Source organism: Type-F symbiont of Plautia stali, assembly GCF_059731105.1.
In genome coordinates this window covers 3,212,220-3,231,197 of record NZ_AP035909.1, presented here as the reverse complement: position 1 = coordinate 3,231,197, position 18,978 = coordinate 3,212,220, and the positions used below count along the sequence as shown (strand labels likewise).

Annotated in this window: 14 protein-coding genes; 12 read left to right on the top strand and 2 right to left on the bottom strand. The window is 59.1% G+C overall.

The genetic code is table 11. From position 1 onward, the window contains the following. Window positions 1–106 precede the first annotated feature (106 nt). The 4 genes from surE to rpoS all read left to right on the top strand — a co-directional run bounded on the left by surE (window position 107) and on the right by rpoS (window position 3,801). Window positions 107–868 carry a 5'/3'-nucleotidase SurE gene (gene surE, locus AC6I7A_RS15350; protein ID WP_009086929.1) on the top strand — a complete coding sequence of 254 codons (762 nt, stop codon included), beginning with the start codon at window positions 107–109 and terminating at the stop codon, window positions 866–868. Then, window positions 862–1,488, top strand: a complete 627-nt coding sequence (locus tag AC6I7A_RS15345; RefSeq protein WP_009086927.1) for a protein-L-isoaspartate(D-aspartate) O-methyltransferase — start codon at window positions 862–864, stop codon at window positions 1,486–1,488. Before surE ends, AC6I7A_RS15345 begins: the two co-directional genes overlap by 7 nt. Window positions 1,489–1,650: 162 nt before the next feature. Beyond that, window positions 1,651–2,751, top strand: coding sequence for a murein hydrolase activator NlpD (gene nlpD / locus AC6I7A_RS15340; protein ID WP_058958445.1), 1,101 nt, complete (start codon window positions 1,651–1,653; stop codon window positions 2,749–2,751). A gap of 57 nt (window positions 2,752–2,808) precedes the next feature. Beyond that, window positions 2,809–3,801 carry an RNA polymerase sigma factor RpoS gene (gene rpoS / locus AC6I7A_RS15335; protein ID WP_009086923.1) on the top strand — a complete coding sequence of 331 codons (993 nt, stop codon included), beginning with the start codon at window positions 2,809–2,811 and terminating at the stop codon, window positions 3,799–3,801. A 120-nt stretch (window positions 3,802–3,921) separates the two neighbouring features. On the opposite strand, the gene mutS is transcribed toward rpoS, so the two are convergent. After that, entirely contained in the window at window positions 3,922–6,483 is a 2,562-nt protein-coding gene (gene mutS, locus AC6I7A_RS15330; protein ID WP_140925063.1) for a DNA mismatch repair protein MutS, read from the bottom strand. 585 nt (window positions 6,484–7,068) lie between these two features. Between mutS and AC6I7A_RS15325 the strand changes: the two genes are divergently transcribed. Next, window positions 7,069–7,992, top strand: a complete 924-nt coding sequence (locus tag AC6I7A_RS15325) for an amidohydrolase family protein (RefSeq protein WP_058958519.1) — start codon at window positions 7,069–7,071, stop codon at window positions 7,990–7,992. 23 nt (window positions 7,993–8,015) lie between these two features. On the opposite strand, the gene narL is transcribed toward AC6I7A_RS15325, so the two are convergent. Then, entirely contained in the window at window positions 8,016–8,666 is a 651-nt protein-coding gene (narL, locus tag AC6I7A_RS15320; RefSeq protein ID WP_058958520.1) for a two-component system response regulator NarL, read from the bottom strand. A gap of 312 nt (window positions 8,667–8,978) precedes the next feature. Here narL and AC6I7A_RS15315 point away from each other — a divergent pair, with 312 nt between their 5' ends. The 7 genes from AC6I7A_RS15315 (at window position 8,979) to AC6I7A_RS15285 (ending at window position 18,820) form a co-directional block, all read left to right on the top strand. Then, the gene (locus tag AC6I7A_RS15315; protein WP_058958521.1) at window positions 8,979–10,373 is read left to right on the top strand and encodes a NarK family nitrate/nitrite MFS transporter; all 1,395 of its coding nucleotides are present in this window, start codon (window positions 8,979–8,981) and stop codon (window positions 10,371–10,373) included. Between the two features lie 99 nt (window positions 10,374–10,472). Beyond that, entirely contained in the window at window positions 10,473–14,234 is a 3,762-nt protein-coding gene (locus AC6I7A_RS15310) for a nitrate reductase subunit alpha (protein ID WP_498003884.1), read from the top strand. Further along, window positions 14,231–15,775 (top strand): nitrate reductase subunit beta, encoded by a 1,545-nt coding sequence (gene narH / locus AC6I7A_RS15305; RefSeq protein WP_058958499.1) that lies wholly within the window; start codon window positions 14,231–14,233, stop codon window positions 15,773–15,775. Before AC6I7A_RS15310 ends, narH begins: the two co-directional genes overlap by 4 nt. Continuing rightward, window positions 15,772–16,500, top strand: coding sequence for a nitrate reductase molybdenum cofactor assembly chaperone (gene narJ, locus AC6I7A_RS15300; protein ID WP_058958498.1), 729 nt, complete (start codon window positions 15,772–15,774; stop codon window positions 16,498–16,500). Before narH ends, narJ begins: the two co-directional genes overlap by 4 nt. Continuing rightward, window positions 16,497–17,174: a respiratory nitrate reductase subunit gamma gene (narI, locus tag AC6I7A_RS15295; protein WP_046102444.1), complete on the top strand. Its 678-nt coding sequence runs from the start codon at window positions 16,497–16,499 to the stop codon at window positions 17,172–17,174. Before narJ ends, narI begins: the two co-directional genes overlap by 4 nt. 150 nt (window positions 17,175–17,324) lie before the next feature. Then, the gene (gene mltB, locus AC6I7A_RS15290; protein ID WP_033736026.1) at window positions 17,325–18,407 is read left to right on the top strand and encodes a lytic murein transglycosylase B; all 1,083 of its coding nucleotides are present in this window, start codon (window positions 17,325–17,327) and stop codon (window positions 18,405–18,407) included. 77 nt (window positions 18,408–18,484) lie between these two features. Then, complete coding sequence (locus AC6I7A_RS15285; RefSeq protein WP_058958497.1) at window positions 18,485–18,820, top strand: zinc ribbon domain-containing protein YjdM; 336 nt, start codon at window positions 18,485–18,487, stop codon at window positions 18,818–18,820. The last annotated feature ends 158 nt before the right edge of the window (window positions 18,821–18,978 follow it).

Genomic DNA, 18,978 nt, shown 5'->3' with positions numbered 1-18,978 from the left:
TGCCTCGCTAGAATGCAAAAATCGCCGCCCATTCCTCACCTGTTGCCATGCCGTTCAGACAGGTTCAGTCGCGGCGACCAGTCGAATAAAAAAAGGTCAGAACGAAATGCGGATATTGCTCAGCAACGATGACGGCATTCATGCGCCAGGTATTCAGACTCTGGCGAAAGCCCTGCGGCAGATTGCTGACGTGCAGGTGGTTGCCCCCGATCGTAACCGAAGCGGTGCGTCAAACTCGCTCACCCTGGAAACGCCCCTGCGAACGTTCACCCATGAAAACGGCGATATCGCGGTGCAGATGGGTACCCCGACCGACTGTGTCTATCTGGGGGTGAATGCTCTGATGCAGCCGCGGCCCGATATTGTGGTGTCAGGCATCAATGCCGGTCCCAACCTGGGGGATGATGTGATTTACTCCGGCACGGTCGCGGCGGCGATGGAGGGGAGACACCTGGGCTTACCGGCGATCGCCGTTTCGCTCAATGGTCATCAGCACTACGAGACAGCCGCGGCGGTGACCTGTGCGCTTCTCCGGGCGCTGACGCATGAGCCGCTGCGCACCGGTCGCATTCTCAATATCAACGTGCCCGATCTGCCGCTCTCCGAACTCCGGGGCATTCGCGTGACGCGCTGTGGCAGCCGCCATCCGGCCGATCAGGTGATTGCGCAGCAGGACCCGCGCGGCAATACCCTCTACTGGATTGGCCCGCCGGGTGAAAAACTGGATGCCGGGCCGGATACGGACTTCGCCGCCGTGGATCAGGGCTATGTCTCTGTCACCGCGCTGCACGTCGATTTAACGGCGCACAGTGCCCAGGAGGTGCTCAGCGACTGGCTGGCGAAAGCTGAGGTGAATCTGGCATGGTGAATCGGCGTATTGAGACGTTGCTGTCACAACTGCGTCAGCAGGGCATCCATGACGAAAACCTGCTGAAAGCCATCAGCGAGGTGCCACGCGAACGCTTTATCGATGAGGCGTTCGAGCACAAGGCCTGGGACAATGTCGCTCTGCCTATCGGCTCCGGTCAGACCATCTCACAGCCTTACATGGTGGCGCGGATGACCGCGCTGCTCGGGCTGAATCCCCATTCGCGGGTGCTGGAGATCGGCACCGGTTCGGGTTATCAGACCGCCATTCTGGCCCACCTGGTTGATCACGTCTATTCCGTGGAGCGGATTAAAGGGCTGCAGTGGCAGGCCAAGCGCCGGCTGAAACAGCTCGATCTGCACAATGTCTCCACCCGCCATGGCGACGGCTGGCAGGGCTGGCCATCCCGTGGCCCGTTCGATGCGATTATCGTCACGGCGGCCCCGCCGGAAATTCCGATTGCGCTGATAGCGCAGCTGGCAGAAGGCGGCATTATGGTGCTGCCGGTGGGGGAAGATCAGCAGGTACTGAAACGGCTGCGTCGTCAGGGAAAAGAGGTGACGGAAGAGACCATCGAGCCGGTGCGTTTTGTTCCGCTGGTGCAGGGCGACCTGGCCTGACCCTCTACGTATTTCTTCACAACTGTTTCATGGCACCACGTACCTGATGTTGTTACTATCCGGTTTACCTAACGAAAACACAGCTTTTATCGCGTCACGCAGAGCATTCTGCTGGCAGATACAGTGAAACAGATAGATCAGAGTTGCCATCACGGGGGATTAATGAGCACGGGAAGCACACTTTTTCAGTTACGCCGTCTGGCGGCGCTTTCACTGGTAGGTTTCTGGCTGGCAGGCTGCAGCTCCAGCGACAACTCGCAGGCGCCCATCAGTCGCGTGGGCGACAATAGCGGCATGAACAGCAGCCCGTCTGACACAGGCATGGTTTCGGGCGGCGTACCTGCCACACCTGCCCAGGGACAAATGTTAAGCACAAATTCAGGATCTGCTCCCCGTAGCGGTGGAATGATTAGTACCAGCGATAATGTTGAGACACAGAATGGCCGGATTGTGTACAACCGCAGTTATCAGAATATTCCAAAGGGTAGTTACTCCGGTGAAACATATACCGTTAAGCGCGGTGACACATTGTTTTACATTGCCTGGATTACCGGCAACGACTTCCGCGATTTAGCCCAGCGCAACAACGTTCCTGCGCCCTACAGCCTGAATGTGGGGCAAACGCTGCAGATTGGAAATGGGTCAGGTCAGCCGATTACGGGCGGAAATCCCATTACCGTTGCTGATGCAACGCAGGGCGGTGTCCCGGCGTCGCCACAAATTAAAGCGCCTGTTGTTGCACAGCAACCTGTTATTACGTATTCTGATGATTCGGGTAATTCGGGTGGCAGCAAATTGTTGCCTTCGAAAGGAGCAAATGTTGCAACGACAACAGCTCCAGTCGTTACCGCCCCCCCAACGGTGAGCAGTACCACCAACAGTTCAACGCCGGTCGGAAGCTGGCGCTGGCCGACCGATGGGAAGATTATCGATAACTTCTCTGCCGCCGAAGGTGGCAATAAAGGGATCGATATCGCCGGAACGCGCGGACAATCTGTCGTTTCCACCGCATCAGGACGCGTGGTTTACGCAGGTAACGCACTCCGGGGGTACGGTAATTTAATCATCATTAAACACAACGATGATTACCTGAGTGCCTACGCCCACAACGATACAATGCTGGTTCGGGAACAACAGGAAGTTAAGGCGGGGCAGAAGATCGCTACCATGGGTAGCACCGGAACCAGTTCAGTCAGATTACATTTTGAAATTCGTTACAAGGGGAAATCCGTAAACCCGTTGCGTTATTTACCGCAGCGATAATCCGGCAGAACAGACCCTTTTTATGTTCTGCCCTGGAATCACGGGTAGGAGCCGCTTATGAGCCAGAATACGCTGAAAGTAAACGAGTTACATGAGAACGCGGAATTCGATGAGAACGGAGCTGAAATTTTTGACGAGAAAGCACTCGTTGAAAACGAAGCCAGTGATAGCGACGTAGCGGAAGAAGAATTGCTATCACAGGGTGCGACGCAGCGTGTTTTAGATGCGACGCAGCTCTATCTTGGGGAGATTGGCTATTCTCCGTTGTTAACGGCAGAGGAAGAAGTTTTCTTCGCTCGCCGTGCATTGCGGGGTGATATTCCTTCCCGTCGCCGTATGATCGAAAGTAACTTACGCCTGGTGGTGAAAATCGCCCGTCGTTACAGCAATCGTGGTTTAGCCCTGCTGGACCTGATTGAAGAAGGTAACCTCGGCCTGATTCGCGCCGTTGAGAAATTTGACCCGGAGCGCGGGTTCCGTTTCTCAACGTACGCCACCTGGTGGATTCGTCAGACCATTGAACGGGCGATCATGAATCAAACCCGTACTATCCGTCTGCCGATTCACATTGTTAAAGAACTGAACGTTTATCTGCGTACTGCGCGTGAACTGTCCCACAAGCTCGACCATGAGCCGAGTGCGGAAGAGATCGCGGAGCAGCTTGATAAACCGGTTGATGACGTAAGCCGTATGTTGCGTCTCAACGAACGCATTACCTCGGTTGACACGCCATTAGGCGGGGATTCTGAAAAAGCGCTGCTGGATATTCTGGCCGATGAGAAAGACAACGGCCCGGAAGACACCACGCAGGACGATGACATGAAACAAAGCATCGTCAAATGGCTGTTCGAACTGAACGCCAAGCAGCGTGAAGTGCTGGCACGTCGTTTCGGCCTGTTGGGCTATGAAGCGGCAACGCTTGAGGATGTCGGCCGTGAAATCGGCTTAACCCGTGAGCGTGTCCGTCAGATTCAGGTTGAAGGTTTGCGCCGTCTGCGCGAAATCCTGCAGGCGCAGGGCCTCAACATTGAAGCACTGTTTCGTGAATAACTGATCTGAGCATGAATGCGAAAAGCGGTGGTGAAAACCACCGCTTTTTTTATGTCTGCAGAAAAGGTCAGGCAGAAACGTAGCGGGCCGGTCCGCGCTTTCACGCGGCACGGCGAACCTTCAGACCAGCGACTTAAGGCGATAGATCCAGTCGAGCGCCTGACGCGGCGTCAGCGTATCCGGGTCCAGCGCCTCCAGGGCTTCTACCGCCGGTGAGGTCTCTTCAACCAGCAGCGGCAGCTGAGAACCATCGACCGTCGATGAGGCGGAGTGACTGGAGACGGTCTCCAGCTCTTTCAGCTTGCTGCGCGCGCGTCTGATGACCTCTTTGGGCACCCCCGCCAGCGCTGCCACGGCCAGACCATAGCTCTTGCTGGCGGCCCCCTCCTGCACGCTGTGCATAAAGGCGATGGTGTCACCGTGCTCCACCGCGTCCAGGTGAACGTTCACCACGCCCTCCATTTTCTCCGGCAGGGTCGTCAGCTCGAAGTAATGGGTCGCGAACAGCGTCATCGCTTTAATGCGGTTGGCCAGGTTTTCGGCACAGGCCCAGGCCAGCGATAAGCCGTCGTAGGTGGAGGTACCGCGTCCAATCTCATCCATCAGCACCAGACTGTTTTCGGTGGCGTTGTGCAGGATGTTGGCGGTTTCGGTCATCTCCACCATAAAGGTCGAGCGTCCGGAAGCGAGATCGTCAGCGGCACCCACGCGGGTGAAGATGCGATCCAGCGGGCCAATCAGCGTCTCATCGGCGGGAACAAAACTGCCAATCCACGCCATCAGCGCAATCAGCGCCGCCTGACGCATATAGGTACTTTTACCGCCCATGTTCGGACCGGTAATGATCAGCATTCTGCGCTGAGGGGCCAGGGAGAGCGGGTTCGCAATAAACGGCTCTTTCAGCACCTGTTCGACCACCGGATGACGGCCGCCGCTGATTTTGATCCCGGCTTTATCCTGCAACACCGGCCGGCAGTAGTTCAGCGTCCAGGCGCGCTCGGCCAGATTGCTCAGCACATCCAGCTCTGCCAGCGCAGCGGCACTCAGCTGCAACGCTTCAAGATGCGGCAGCAGCTGATCGAACAGCGCCTCATAGAGGCTTTTTTCCAGCGACAGCGCTTTCCCCTTCGAGGTCAGTACCTTGTCTTCGTACTCTTTCAGCTCCGGGATGATGTAGCGTTCCGCATTTTTCAGGGTCTGGCGACGGACATAGTGCATCGGCACCTGATGGCTCTGCCCGCGGCTTACCTGGATGAAGTAGCCGTGTACGCCGTTAAAGCCAACCTTGAGGGTATCCAGTCCCAGCTTCTCGCGTTCGCGAATCTCCAGCCTGTCGAGATAGTCCGTTGCACCATCGGCCAGCGCACGCCACTCATCCAGCTCGGCGTTGTAACCGGGAGCAATCACGCCGCCGTCGCGGATCAGCACCGGCGGGGAGTCGATGATCGCCTGCTCCAGCAGCTCACGCAGCGCGGCGAACTCGCCCATCTGGGTGCGCAGCTTCTGCAGCTGTGGCGCTTCAACATCGGCCAGCAGCTGGTTAAGCTCCGGCAGCTGCTGAAAAGCGTGCCGCATGCGGGCCAGATCGCGCGGGCGGGCGGTGCGCAGCGCCAGGCGGGCCAGGATTCGTTCCAGATCGCCGACCTGACGCAACACCGGCTGAAGCACCTCACTGAGAGGCTGCAGTTCTGCAATCGACTCCTGACGCTGGGTGATCGTGCGCACGTCGCGCAGCGGCATATGCAGCCAGCGTTTGAGCATCCGGCTTCCCATCGGGGTGACCGTTTTGTCCAGCACCGCCGCCAGGGTGTTGTCGGTGCCGCCTGCCAGGTTCTGAGTGATCTCCAGATTACGGCGGGTGGCCGCATCCATAATGATGCTGTCCTGCTGCCGCTCCATGCTCAGCGAGCGGATGTGCGGCAGAGTGGTGCGCTGGGTATCTTTGGCATACTGCAGCAGACAGCCCGCCGCACTCAGTCCGAGCTGCGCATTCTCCACGCCAAACCCGTTAAGGTCACGGGTGCCGAACTGCAGATTGAGCTGCTGCCGGGCGGTGTCGATCTCAAACTCCCACAGCGGACGGCGGCGCAGGCCACGACGCTGATCGATCAGTGACATCGCCTGGAAATCTTCAGGGTAGAGCAGCTCGGCCGGGTTGGTGCGCTGCAGCTCTGCCGCCATAGTTTCGGCATCGGCAGGTTCGCTGAGGCGAAAACGGCCCGAGCTGATGTCGAGCGTGGCGTAGCCAAATCCCCGCGGGCTTTGCACAATCGCCGCCAGCAGGTTGTCGTGCCGCTCCTGCAACAACGCCTCATCGCTGATGGTTCCCGGCGTAACGATACGCACCACTTTGCGCTCGACCGGCCCTTTGCTCAGCGCCGGGTCACCGATCTGCTCGCAGATCGCTACGGATTCGCCCAGCTGCACCAGCTTAGCCAGATACCCTTCAACCGCATGGTAGGGCACACCGGCCATCGGAATCGGTTCACCCGCCGACGCGCCGCGTTTGGTCAGCGAAATCTCCAGCAGCTGTGAGGCTCGTTTCGCGTCGTCATAAAACAGCTCGTAGAAGTCACCCATACGGTAAAACAGCAGAATGTCAGGGTGCTCGGCCTTGAGGCGCAGGTACTGCTGCATCATGGGCGTGTGAGAAGGAAAGTCCTTTTCGGTTGGCTCTTGCATAAGGTTTTAACTCATCTTTGATGCGGTAAATTTCTGGCGGTCAACGCCCATGAAACCGAAAGGCATTCCAGGCGCGCAGGATAATCAGATGATAACGAATAGGGCAGGGCATATGCCAGCCTGATGCGCAGACCGTGAACCTGACCGGCCAGGAGGCATCCTGGCAAATGGCAGGGCGGCTGGCGACAGAAAAGTGTCACTTTTGCACTCTCTGATGTGCTGCTGCGAGGCGGCTCGCGATTTCTGACAGGATAGCGCACCGGGGGATTGCCGATCAGGCGGCTGCGCGCGGAGCGTGCGGTTCACCGGCAGGGTCGGGCGGATTAAAGGAAATCAGTCCGCCGTGCCCGCCTGAAAAAGAGACACCGGTCAAAGAAGCGGCACGCACATCTGCGCCCGGCGGACAAAAGTGGTTGAATCAACGGGTTACATTTTCAGCGCGCAAAATTTACCCGGCGCAGTCAGGTCAGCATCACGCCGTCATAGCGGCGACCGGGAGAGTTTGCCGGGATGATGACGTCGCGCTCAGGATGGAACGGAAAGTCTGAATAACGGCTTTAATGACCTTAATTATCAGGAGGATAAATGTCACTAACCCGTCGGCATTTCTTACACTCAGGCGCGGCGCTGGCTTTCGCGGCGACGTTTCCCGCCTTCGCAAACGTGCCTTACAGTTCGGGCGAGAAAAAACCTCAGCTGATTCCGCCGCCAGGCAGCGTCGATTGCCATATGCATCTGTACGACAGCCGCTATCCTGCCGTGCCTGGCACAAAACTGATGAACCCGGCGAACGCTTCACTGGAAGACTATCGGAAGCTTCAGCAGAGACTGGGCATCAACCGGATGGTGATTGTCACGCCCTCCCGCTATGGAACCGATAACAGCGTCCTGCTGAATGGCCTGGCGGCGAGCGGGGGAAATGCGCGCGGCGTGGTGGTGCTGGATTCGTCGGTCAGCGATGATGAACTGCAGAAGCTGCATCAGGCGGGCGTCAGGGGGATCCGGTTCAATCTGCGTTACAGCGCGGTTAACCTCGATGATATGGAGAAGCTAGCAGCACGCGTGAATCCCCTGAACTGGCATATTCAGGTGGTGACCTCTGGTAAACACTTAACCGAACTGGAAAGCCGGCTGCAAAAACTCCCGACCCCGGTGGTGATCGATCATATGGGGCACGTGCCGCAGCCGGAGGGCATTACGTCGCCGGTGTTTACCACGCTGCAGCGGATGCTGGATGGCGGGAAAAGCTGGATAAAACTCTCCGGGGTTTATATCGACTCCTTAACCGGCGCGCCGGGCTATAAGGATGTGACGCCGGTGGCACAGAAACTGGTGCAGATTAACCCGGAACGGCTGCTATGGGGCAGCGACTGGCCGCACCCGACCGAACCGGACAGCCATAAGCCGGACGATGCGGTGTTACTCGATCTGATGCAGGTCTGGGCGCCGGAGAGCCGGGATCGGCAGAGAATACTGCGTGATAACCCCGTTAAGCTCTATGACTTCTGACGCATCATTTACAGGCAGCCAGGTTAGTTCAGCCCGTGCTGCAGCGCCCAGACCGCGGCTTCCAGCCGGGATTTAAGGTTCATCTTCTTCAGCAGATATTTGACGTGGACCTTAACGGTGCTTTCGCTGATGGTCAGCTTACGGGCAATCGCTTTGTTGGTCATCCCATCGCTGATCAGCTGCAGGATTTCGCGTTCGCGTCGGGTCAGCTGCGTGATGTCACGCGGGCGGGCAGGCCGGGCGTCGCGCAGCCGGGTGACCAGGATTGGCGTTAACGCCTCGCTCAGCACGATCTGACCGGCTGCCGCCTGATGCAGGGCTTTCAGCAGCGCTTCCGGCTCCATATCTTTCAGCAGATAGCCATCGGCGCCGCGCTGCAGTGCGCTGACGACATCCTCTTCCTCATCCGACACGCTGAACACCACCACCCGCCCGGAGAGGGGGGCTTCGCGCAGTCGGGTCAGAGTATCCAGCCCATTCAGTCCCGGCATATTCAGATCCAGCAGGATCAGGTCAGGATCGTGCTGCTGCGCCAGCGCCACGCCCTGCACACCGTTTCCCGCCTCGGCAACCACCTGCAGTCTCTCATCCAGCGCGATTAGCTGCTTCAGCCCGTTGCGCAGCATGGGGTGGTCGTCGATCAATAAAAGCGTAAATGTCTCTGCCGTCACCATGACTCCTGTTCCTGTCGCCGCTGCCCGTCCGGATCGGGCGTGGGCCTATCTTACCGGTGAGGCGGGGGCGCTATATACCCCCAAAGGACTACTCCTTTATTTCCATTTTCCCTCTACCCGGCACGCCATTTTCAGTGCAGCCGATTAACCTTATGATTTGCAATGACTCTCTGCTGCCTCTCCGCTACTTATCCCGGCTGAGACAGGATGACCACGCCCGGATAACCTGCATTGCCGTTGATTTGTATCAAGCAAGCGGGCAGGGCGGATACGCAGGATATGCCCCATTATTCTTCTGCTGATGAGAGAGTCATGACCCAATCTGCCCCTTTGCAAACCCCGACGCGCGGCGCACCGATCCAGGAGTGGCAACCGGAAAATGCGGCCTTCTGGCAGGCGCGGGGTAAACGCATCGCCAGCCGCAACCTCTGGATCTCTGTCTTCTGTCTGCTGTTGAGCTTCTGCGTCTGGATGCTGTTCAGCACCGTCGCGGTTAACCTGAATAAGGTCGGCTTCCGCTTCAGCACCGAACAGCTCTTTCTGCTGACCGCGCTGCCGTCGGTCTCCGGCGCGCTGCTGCGTGTGCCTTACTCATTTGTGATTCCCGTCTTTGGCGGACGCCGCTGGACCGCCTTCAGCACCGGCATCCTGATCGTCCCCTGCCTGTGGCTCGGTTTTGCGGTGAGGGACAGCCAGACCTCCTTCGCCACCTTTATGGCGATCGCTCTGCTGTGCGGTTTCGGGGGGGCGAACTTCGCCTCCAGCATGGGCAATATCAGCTTCTTCTTTCCCAAAGCCCGTCAGGGCGGCGCGCTGGGCATCAATGGCGGCCTGGGGAACCTCGGCGTCAGCGTCATGCAGTTTGTTGCCCCGCTGGCGATCTCCTGCGCCATTTTTGGTTTTGCCGATGGGGGGCAAGTCACCGTGAGCGGCGATAGCCTCTGGCTGGAAAATGCGGCCTGGATCTGGGTGCCGTTTCTGGCCATCGGCACGCTGGCCGCCTGGCTGGGGATGAACGATCTGGCGGCAGCGAAATCCTCGCTGCGCGAACAGCTGCCGGTGCTGAAACGTCCGCACCTCTGGATCATGGCGCTGCTCTATCTGGCGACCTTCGGCTCCTTTATCGGCTTTTCAGCCGGTTTCGCCATGCTGACAAAGACGCAGTTTCCCGGGGTGGTGATTATGCACTACGCCTTTTTTGGCCCGCTGATTGGCGCACTGGCGCGCTCAGCAGGCGGCATGATCTCGGATCGCTTCGGCGGAACCCGCGTCACCCTGATCAACTACGTGCTGATGGCGCTGTTTGCTGCGCTGCTGTTCCTCACGCTGCCGGGAGCCGGACATCAGGGATCCTTCGTCGCCTTCTTCGCCCTGTTTATGGGCCTGTTCCTCACTTCCGGCCTCGGCAGCGGTTCCACCTACCAGATGATTGCCGTGATCTTCCGCCGTCTGACGCTGGAACGCATCAAGGCCGAAGGCGGTGACGAGGCGCTGGCACAGCGGGAAGCCGCCACAGAAACCTCCGCGGCGCTTGGTTTTATTTCCGCTATCGGCGCGCTGGGCGGCTTCTTTATTCCGCAGACCTTTGGCCTCTCGCTTGCCATGACCGGCTCTCCGGCCGGGGCGATGAAAATCTTTCTGGTTTTCTACCTCTGCTGTATTGCCGTCACCTGGCGGGTCTACGGACGAAAAGCGCGCGCCGGATAACGACAACGCCGGTGTGGCGCACCGGCACCCCCTTTATTTTCTGCATCAGCACGTATGCAGAGTGAGCAATGTGACACCAGGCCTTCAGGAGCCTTCCGGATGAGCAAATTTCTTGATCGATTCCGCTATTTCAAACAGCTGGCTGAGCCCTTTTCCGGCCAGCATGGTCAGACGCTGAACAGCAACCGTGACTGGGAAGATGGCTACCGCAGTCGCTGGCAGCACGATAAAGTCGTGCGCTCCACCCACGGCGTTAATTGCACCGGCTCGTGCAGCTGGAAAATCTACGTCAAAAACGGCCTGGTTACCTGGGAGACCCAGCAGACTGACTACCCCCGCACCCGTCCCGACCTGCCGAACCATGAACCGCGCGGCTGTCCACGCGGTGCCAGCTACTCCTGGTATCTCTACAGCGCAAACCGCCTGAAATATCCGCTGATGCGTAAGATGCTGATCCAGCTCTGGCGCGAGGCGAAGGCGCAGCATAGCGATCCGGTGGAGGCCTGGGCCTCCATCATCCGCGATCCGGAAAAAGCGCGCAGCTATAAACAGGCGCGTGGACGCGGCGGCTTTGTACGATCCAGCTGGCAGGAGGTGAATGAGCTGATTGCCGCCGCGAATATCTGCACGGTCAAAACCTACGGCCCTGATCGCGTGGTCGGCTTCTCGCCGATTCCGGCCATGTCGATGGTCTCCTATGCCGCCGGGGCGCGTTACCTGTCGTTGATTGGTGGCACCTGCCTGAGCTTCTATGACTGGTATTGTGACCTGCCACCGGCCTCACCGATGACCTGGGGCGAGCAGACCGACGTGCCGGAATCCGCCGACTGGTATAACGCTTCCTACATCATCGCCTGGGGCTCAAACGTGCCGCAGACCCGCACCCCGGATGCGCACTTCTTTACCGAAGTCCGCTACAAGGGGACGAAAACCGTGGCGATCACCCCGGACTATGCCGAAGTCGCGAAGCTGTGCGACCAGTGGCTGAGTCCGAAGCAGGGCACCGACAGCGCGATGGCGCTGGCGATGGGCCACGTGATGCTGAAAGAGTTTCACCTCGACCGTGATGTCCCCTATTTCCGCGACTATGTGCGCCGCTACACCGACATGCCGATGCTGGTGCTGCTGGAGCCGCGCGAAGGCGGATTTTATGCCGCGGGTCGCCAGCTGCGCGCCAGCGATCTGGTCGATGGCCTGGGTCAGAAAAACAACCCGGAATGGAAAACGGTGGCGCTGGATCAGACCACCGGCGAGCTGGTGGCCCCTCAGGGCGCGATCGGTTTCCGCTGGGGCGAAAAAGGGAAATGGAATCTGGAGCAGCGCGATGGCCTGTCGCAAAAAGAAGTGGAGCTGCAGCTGAGTCTGCTCGGCAGCCACGATGAGGTGGTCGAGGTCGGTTTCCCTTACTTCGGCGGCATCACCAGCGACCATTTTAACAGCGTCGCGCTGGATGAGATCCTGCTGCATAAGCTGCCGGTCAGACGCCTGACGCTGGCAGATGGCAGCGAAGCCCGGGTCGCCAGCGTCTACGATCTGACCCTGGCAAACTACGGGCTGGATCGCGGTCTGGGCGATGCTCACTGCGCGCAAAACTATGATGAGATCAAAGCCTACAGTCCCGCATGGGCGGAGCAGATCACCGGCGTCTCCCGGCAGAACATCATCCGCCTCGCGCGCGAGTTTGCCGGGAACGCGGAGAAAACCCACGGACGTTCAATGATCATTGTCGGTGCCGGTATGAACCACTGGTATCACATGGACATGAACTACCGGGGACTGATGAACCTGCTGATTTTCTGCGGCTGCGTCGGTCAGAGTGGCGGAGGCTGGGCGCATTACGTCGGTCAGGAGAAACTCCGTCCGCAGACCGGCTGGGCTCCGCTGGCCTTTGGCCTCGACTGGCAGCGTCCGCCACGTCAGATGAACAGCACCTCTTTCTTTTACAACCACTCCAGCCAGTGGCGCTATGAAACCCTGGCGACCGAAGAACTGCTCTCGCCGCTGGCCGATAAAAGCCGCTTCAGCGGCAGCCTGATCGACCTTAACGTCCGCTCCGAACGCATGGGCTGGCTGCCTTCCGCGCCGCAGCTTAACGTTAACCCGCTGCACATCGCCGCCCGGGCCAGCGCCGCCGGGCAGTCGGTGATTGACTATACCGTGGCGAGCCTGAAGCAGGGCACTCTGCGCTTTGCCGCTGAACAGCCGGACGATCCGCAGAACTTTCCGCGAAACCTGTTTGTCTGGCGCTCTAACCTGCTTGGCTCGTCAGGGAAAGGGCATGAGTACATGCTGAAGTATCTGCTCGGCACCGAAAACGGCATTCAGGGAAAAGATTTAGGCCAGCAGGGGCGCGTGAAGCCGGGGGAGGTCGAATGGCAGGCGCAGGGCGCCGAAGGAAAACTGGATCTGGTGGTGACCCTCGATTTCCGTATGTCGAGCACCTGCCTCTACTCCGACGTGGTGCTGCCGACCGCCACCTGGTATGAAAAAGACGACATGAATACGTCGGATATGCATCCGTTTATTCATCCGCTTTCGGCGGCGGTCGACCCCGCCTGGGAGTCAAAAAGTGACTGGGAGATCTACAAAGGCATCGCCAAAGCCTTCTCCGACCTCTGCCCCGGTCATTTAGGCGTTGAAACGGATGTGGTGACGCTGCCGGTGCTGCACGACTCGCCCGCCGAACTGGCGCAGCCGTTTGAAGTCAGAGAGTGGAAAAAAGGGGAGTGCGATCTGATCCCCGGTAAAACGGCACCGCACATCATGGTGGTGGAGCGTGACTATCCGGCGACCTGGGCGCGCTTTACCACGCTGGGGCCACTGCTGGAGGCGCAGGGCAACGGCGGCAAAGGGATTAGCTGGAACACCTGCAAAGAGATCGATCTCCTGAAGCAGCTGAACTATGTCAAAGCGGATGGCCCGGCTGCGGGACGGCCCAATATCGACACGGCCATTGATGCGGCCGAGGTGATTCTGGCGCTGGCGCCGGAAACCAACGGTCAGGTGGCGGTCAAAGCCTGGCAGGCGCTGGGTGCGATAACCGGTCGCGATCACACTCACCTGGCGCTGAACAAAGAAGATGAGAAGATCCGCTTTCGCGATATCCAGGCGCAGCCGCGCAAAATTATCTCCAGCCCGACCTGGTCAGGTCTGGAAGATGAGCATGTCTCCTACAACGCCTGCTACACCAACGTTCATGAACTGATCCCGTGGCGTACCCTGAGTGGCCGCCAGCAGCTCTATCAGGACCATGAGTGGATGCGCGCCTTCGGCGAAAGTCTGATGGTCTACCGTCCGCCGATTGACACCCGGGCAGCGAAGCCGTTGCTCAACAGTAAACCCAACGGCAACCCGGAGAAGGCACTGAATTTCCTGACGCCGCATCAGAAGTGGGGCATTCACTCCACCTACAGCGACAACCTGCTGATGCTGACCCTGTCGCGCGGCGGCCCGATTGTCTGGATGAGTGAAGAGGATGCCCGCGAACTGGGCATTGCGGATAACGACTGGATCGAGGCGTTCAACGCCAACGGTGCCCTGACCGCCCGCGCGGTGGTGAGCCAGCGCATCCCGGCCGGTATGACCATGATGTATCACGCTCAGGAACGCATCGTGAATATCCCTGGTTCGGAGATCACCCGCCAGCGCGGGGGGATCCACAACTCCGTGACCCGGGCCTGCCCGAAACCGACCCATATGATCGGCGGCTACGCCCAGCTCTCCTGGGGCTTTAACTACTACGGCACCGTCGGATCGAACCGCGATGAGTTCGTGGTGGTGAGAAAAATGAATAACGTTGACTGGTTAGACGGGGAAGGCCACGACGCCTGCCAGGGCGGCCAGCAGGAGGTGAAACCATGAAAATTCGCTCACAGGTCGGCATGGTGCTGAACCTCGACAAATGTATTGGCTGCCACACCTGCTCGGTGACCTGCAAAAACGTCTGGACCAGCCGCGAGGGGATGGAATACGCCTGGTTTAACAACGTCGAGAGCAAGCCCGGCGTCGGCTATCCGCACGCCTGGGAAGATCAGCAGAAGTGGAAGGGGGGCTGGATCCGGAAGATCAACGGCAGGCTGGAGCCGCGCATGGGCAGCCGCGTCGGGCTGCTGTCGAAGATCTTTGCTAACCCGGACGTGCCCGCGCTGGATGATTACTACGAGCCGTTCGATTTCGACTACCAGCATCTGCACAATGCACCCGCCGGAAAACAGCAGCCGATCGCCCGCCCGCGCTCGCTGATCACCGGTCAGCGGATGAAAAAGATCGAGAATGGCCCGAACTGGGAGGAGATCCTTGGCGGCGAGTTTGCGAAGCGCTCGCAGGATAAGAACTTCGATAACATCCAGAAGGCGATCTATGGCCAGTTTGAGCACACCTTCATGATGTACCTGCCGCGCCTCTGTGAGCACTGCCTTAATCCGGCCTGCGTGGCAACCTGTCCCAGCGGCGCCATCTACAAGCGCGGCGAAGATGGCATCGTGCTAATCGATCAGGATAAATGCCGCGGCTGGCGCATGTGCCTCACCGGCTGTCCCTACAAGAAGATCTACTTCAACTGGAAAAGCGGCAAATCTGAGAAGTGCATCTTCTGTTATCCGCGCATTGAATCGGGCCAGCCGACCGTCTGTTCGGAAACCTGTGTCGGCCGGATCCGCTATCTCGGCGTGCTGCTCTATGACGCTGATCGCATTGAACAGGCGGCCTCAGCGGAAAACGAAAAAGATCTCTACCAGCGTCAGCTGGATATCTTCCTCGATCCGCACGATCCGGCAGTGATCGCCCAGGCGCTGAACGACGGCGTGGCGCAGAGCGTGATCGACGCGGCGCAGCGTTCGCCGGTCTACAAAATGGCGATGGAGTGGAAGCTGGCGCTGCCGCTGCATCCGGAATACCGCACGCTGCCGATGGTCTGGTATGTGCCGCCGCTGTCACCGATTCAGTCGGCAGTGGATGGCGGCGCGCTGGCTCACACTGGCGTGCTGCCGGATGTGGAGAGCCTGCGCATCCCGGTTGAGTATCTGGCCAACCTGCTGACCGCAGGCGACACCGCGCCGGTGCTGCGGGCCCTGAAACGGATGCTGGCGATGCGCCACTACAAACGCGCTGAGAGCGTGGAGGGGCAGCGCGATAGCCGGGCGCTGGAACAGGTCGGCCTGACCGAAGCGCAGGCGCAGGAGATGTACCGCTATCTGGCGATCGCCAACTACGAAGATCGTTTTGTGGTGCCTTCCAGCCATCGCGAGCTGGCGCGTGAAGCCTTCCCTGAAAGTAAAGGCTGCGGCTTTAGCTTTGGCGATGGCTGCCACGGCAGCGACAGCCGGTTCAATCTGTTTAACAGCCGTCGCATTGATGCCATCGACATCGCCAGTCAAACCCGCCGCCAGGAGGATGCCTCATGATGACGTTACGGATGCTGTCACGGCTGCTGGATTACCCGGACGAGGCGCTGTTTGCTCATCACTCTGAGCTGATCGCGGCGCTGGACGCGGCAGATGAACTCGATCTGCCGCAGCGGGCAGGGCTGGGGCAGTTTATTCAGCAGCTCTGTGCGCGGCCACTGCTGGATGCGCAGGCGGACTACTGCGCCCTGTTTGATCGCGGCCGCGCCACCTCGCTGCTGCTGTTTGAGCATGTGCACGGCGAATCCCGCGATCGCGGTCAGGCGATGGTCGATCTGCTGGCGCACTACCGGGCCGCCGGTCTTGAGCTGGACAGTAAGGAGCTGCCCGATTATCTGCCGCTCTATCTGGAGTATCTCGCCTGTCAAAGTGATGAGGCGGCGCGTCAGGGACTGGAGGATATCGTGCCGATCCTGGCTCTGCTGGCGGCGCGTCTGGAAGCGCGCCAGAGTCCCTATGCCGACCTTTTCACGCTGTTACTGACGCTGGCGGGCAGCGCGGCTGACCCGGCCGCTCTCCGGCCGCAGGTGGCGAAGGAAGCGCGTGACGACACCCCGGCGGCGCTGGATGCGGTCTGGGAAGAGGAGCAGATTAAATTTCTCGGCGAGCAGGGCTGTGTCTCAGCGCAGCAGGCGATGCATCAGCGTCGCTTCGCCGATGCGGTCGCGCCGCACTATCTGGATATTGCCGCGGCGACGGCGCGCCGCACAGGAGAATCAGCATGAATGTTCTGAACACTTTCTTCTTCGATATTTACCCCTATCTTGCCGGAACGGTTTTTCTGGTGGGGAGCTGGCTGCGCTATGACTACGGGCAGTACAGCTGGCGGGCCGGTTCCAGTCAGATGCTGGATAAAAAGGGGATGCGGCTCGCCTCTAACCTGTTCCACATCGGCATTATCGGCATCTTCTTCGGTCATTTCGTCGGGATGCTGACGCCGCACTGGATGTATGAGTCGTTTCTGCCGATCGACGTGAAGCAGAAGCTGGCGATGGTGGCGGGTGGCCTGTTCGGGGCGATGACGCTGGCCGGGGGAGCGCTGCTGCTGAAGCGTCGTCTGACCCATCCGCGGGTGCGGGCGACCAGCAGCGTCGGCGATATTCTGATCCTGACCCTGCTGGTGGTGCAGGCCACGCTGGGCCTGCTGACCATTCCCTTCTCTGCTCAGCATATGGATGGCAGTGAAATGATGAAGCTGGTGGGCTGGGCACAGGCGGTGGTGACTTTCCATGGCGGTGCTTCACAGCATCTGGCCGGGGTGGCAGTGATCTACCGTGTCCATATGGTGCTGGGGATGACCCTGTTCCTGCTGTTCCCTTTCTGCCGGCTGGTGCATATCTGGAGCGCACCGGTTGAGTACCTGACCCGGCGCTATCAATTGGTCAGAAACCGTCGCTGAATGCTGAGCCGCCGCGGGGGCAGGGCAGCCCTGCGGCGGTTTTCACCAGCGTCAGCCTTGACGTTTTTTTAAGATTTTGACCTGTATGTCGCTGCGCTGAACATCTACTATTACCGCATCTGATTTTACCCCCTCGTTTATGGATAACCGATGCGTCTCAAGCTAGCCCTCCTTGCCCTTATTCCGCTTCTGGCCTCCTGCAGCAGCAAACCTGACGTTCCCTCCCGGCAGAAGATGCTGGCTGCGCCGCAGGGCGGTTTTTTACTGCAGCCGTCGCATAACGGATCGGGCATGTCTGGCGATTTTGCCGGCAATCCGGCCGCCGAGAAATTTATCGATAAGATGGTGAAAGAGCATGACTTTGATCGTCAGCAACTGCACGACATTATCGGTCAGGCAAAACGGCTGGATTATGTGCTGCGGCTGATGGATCGTCAGGCCCCGAGCTATACGCCCGCGCCGGGTCCTAACGGGGCCTGGATCCGCTATCGCAACAAATTCATTACGCCGGATAACGTGCAAAACGGGGTAGCGTTCTGGAACCAGTATCAGGATGCGCTGCAGCGCGCGCAGCAGGTTTACGGCGTGCCGCCGGAAATTATTGTCGGCATCATCGGCGTGGAAACCCGCTGGGGACGCGTCATGGGGAAAACGCGCATTCTGGATGCGCTGGCGACCCTGTCGTTCAACTATCCACGCCGTGCTGAGTACTTCAGCAGCGAGCTGGAAACCTTCCTGCTGATGTCGCGTAAAGAGCAGGATGACCCGCTGGCGCTGAAAGGCTCTTTCGCCGGCGCGATGGGCTATGGTCAGTTTATGCCCTCTTCTTATCAGGAGTATGCGGTTGATTTTAACGGAGACGGTCATGCCAATCTCTGGGATCCGGTGGATGCGATCGGCAGTGTGGCGCACTACTTCCAGAAACATGGCTGGCGCAGCGGTGAAAATGTTGCCGTTCCGGCCAGCGGTCAGGCACCGATGCTGGATGATGGCTTCAAAACCCGCTACAGCGTGAGCATGCTGGCGGCCTCAGGATTGTCTCCTCAGGGCTCGCTGGACGGCAACGATGAGGTGAGTCTGCTGCGGCTCGATCTCGGCACCAGTTATCAGTACTGGTACGGCTTGCCCAATTTTTATGTCATCACCCGCTATAACCACAGCACCCACTATGCGATGGCGGTGTGGCAGCTGGGTGAGGCGGTCGGCAAAGCGCGACAGGGTGGCCTGTTATAAAGGCTACCCTTGTTAACTGTAAGGTTATATGATGTCGGCCTTTTCAGGCCACACAGCCACAGTTATCTGGAGTCGTTATGTCTTTACCTGCCTGCCCAGCCTGTCACGCCGATTATACCTGGCAAGATGGTGACAACCTCAACTGCCCCTCCTGCGGTCATATCTGGACCGAAGGAGAGGGCGACAGCAGCAACGCACAACTGGAAGTGCGTGATGCCAACGGCAATCTGCTGGCAGATGGCGACAGCGTCACGGTGATCAAAGATCTTAAGGTGAAGGGCAGCTCCTCTTCACTGAAGATCGGCACCAAAGTGAAAAGCATTCGTCTGGTTGAAGGGGACCACAACATCGATTGCAAAATCGACGGCTTTGGCCCGATGAAATTAAAATCTGAGTTTGTGAAAAAGAACTGAGTTCAGGGGCGCACGGACGCGCCCGCGCTCACTCTGCCTTATCCGGTTCCGCCTTCCTCTCCCCCCTTTTTCCGCCGCCGCTAACTGTACAGTCAGTAAAACGCCGTCACGGGTCGCACTTTTTTGCCTTTCATCCGTCTCAGTAAACGAAGAGCTGA

Bases quoted from the DNA above. Each gene is read 5' to 3' on its own strand.
- AC6I7A_RS15315 (WP_058958521.1), top strand. From the start codon at position 8,979: ATGACCCAATCTGCCCCTTTGCAAACCCCGACGCGCGGCGCACCGATC.
- rpoS (WP_009086923.1), top strand. From the start codon at position 2,809: ATGAGCCAGAATACGCTGAAAGTAAACGAGTTACATGAGAACGCGGAA.
- surE (WP_009086929.1), top strand. From the start codon at position 107: ATGCGGATATTGCTCAGCAACGATGACGGCATTCATGCGCCAGGTATT.
- nlpD (WP_058958445.1), top strand. From the start codon at position 1,651: ATGAGCACGGGAAGCACACTTTTTCAGTTACGCCGTCTGGCGGCGCTT.
- mutS (WP_140925063.1), bottom strand. From the start codon at position 6,483: ATGCAAGAGCCAACCGAAAAGGACTTTCCTTCTCACACGCCCATGATG.
- narL (WP_058958520.1), bottom strand. From the start codon at position 8,666: ATGGTGACGGCAGAGACATTTACGCTTTTATTGATCGACGACCACCCC.
- narH (WP_058958499.1), top strand. From the start codon at position 14,231: ATGAAAATTCGCTCACAGGTCGGCATGGTGCTGAACCTCGACAAATGT.
- mltB (WP_033736026.1), top strand. From the start codon at position 17,325: ATGCGTCTCAAGCTAGCCCTCCTTGCCCTTATTCCGCTTCTGGCCTCC.
- AC6I7A_RS15310 (WP_498003884.1), top strand. From the start codon at position 10,473: ATGAGCAAATTTCTTGATCGATTCCGCTATTTCAAACAGCTGGCTGAG.
- AC6I7A_RS15285 (WP_058958497.1), top strand. From the start codon at position 18,485: ATGTCTTTACCTGCCTGCCCAGCCTGTCACGCCGATTATACCTGGCAA.
- AC6I7A_RS15345 (WP_009086927.1), top strand. From the start codon at position 862: ATGGTGAATCGGCGTATTGAGACGTTGCTGTCACAACTGCGTCAGCAG.
- narI (WP_046102444.1), top strand. From the start codon at position 16,497: ATGAATGTTCTGAACACTTTCTTCTTCGATATTTACCCCTATCTTGCC.
- narJ (WP_058958498.1), top strand. From the start codon at position 15,772: ATGATGACGTTACGGATGCTGTCACGGCTGCTGGATTACCCGGACGAG.
- AC6I7A_RS15325 (WP_058958519.1), top strand. From the start codon at position 7,069: ATGTCACTAACCCGTCGGCATTTCTTACACTCAGGCGCGGCGCTGGCT.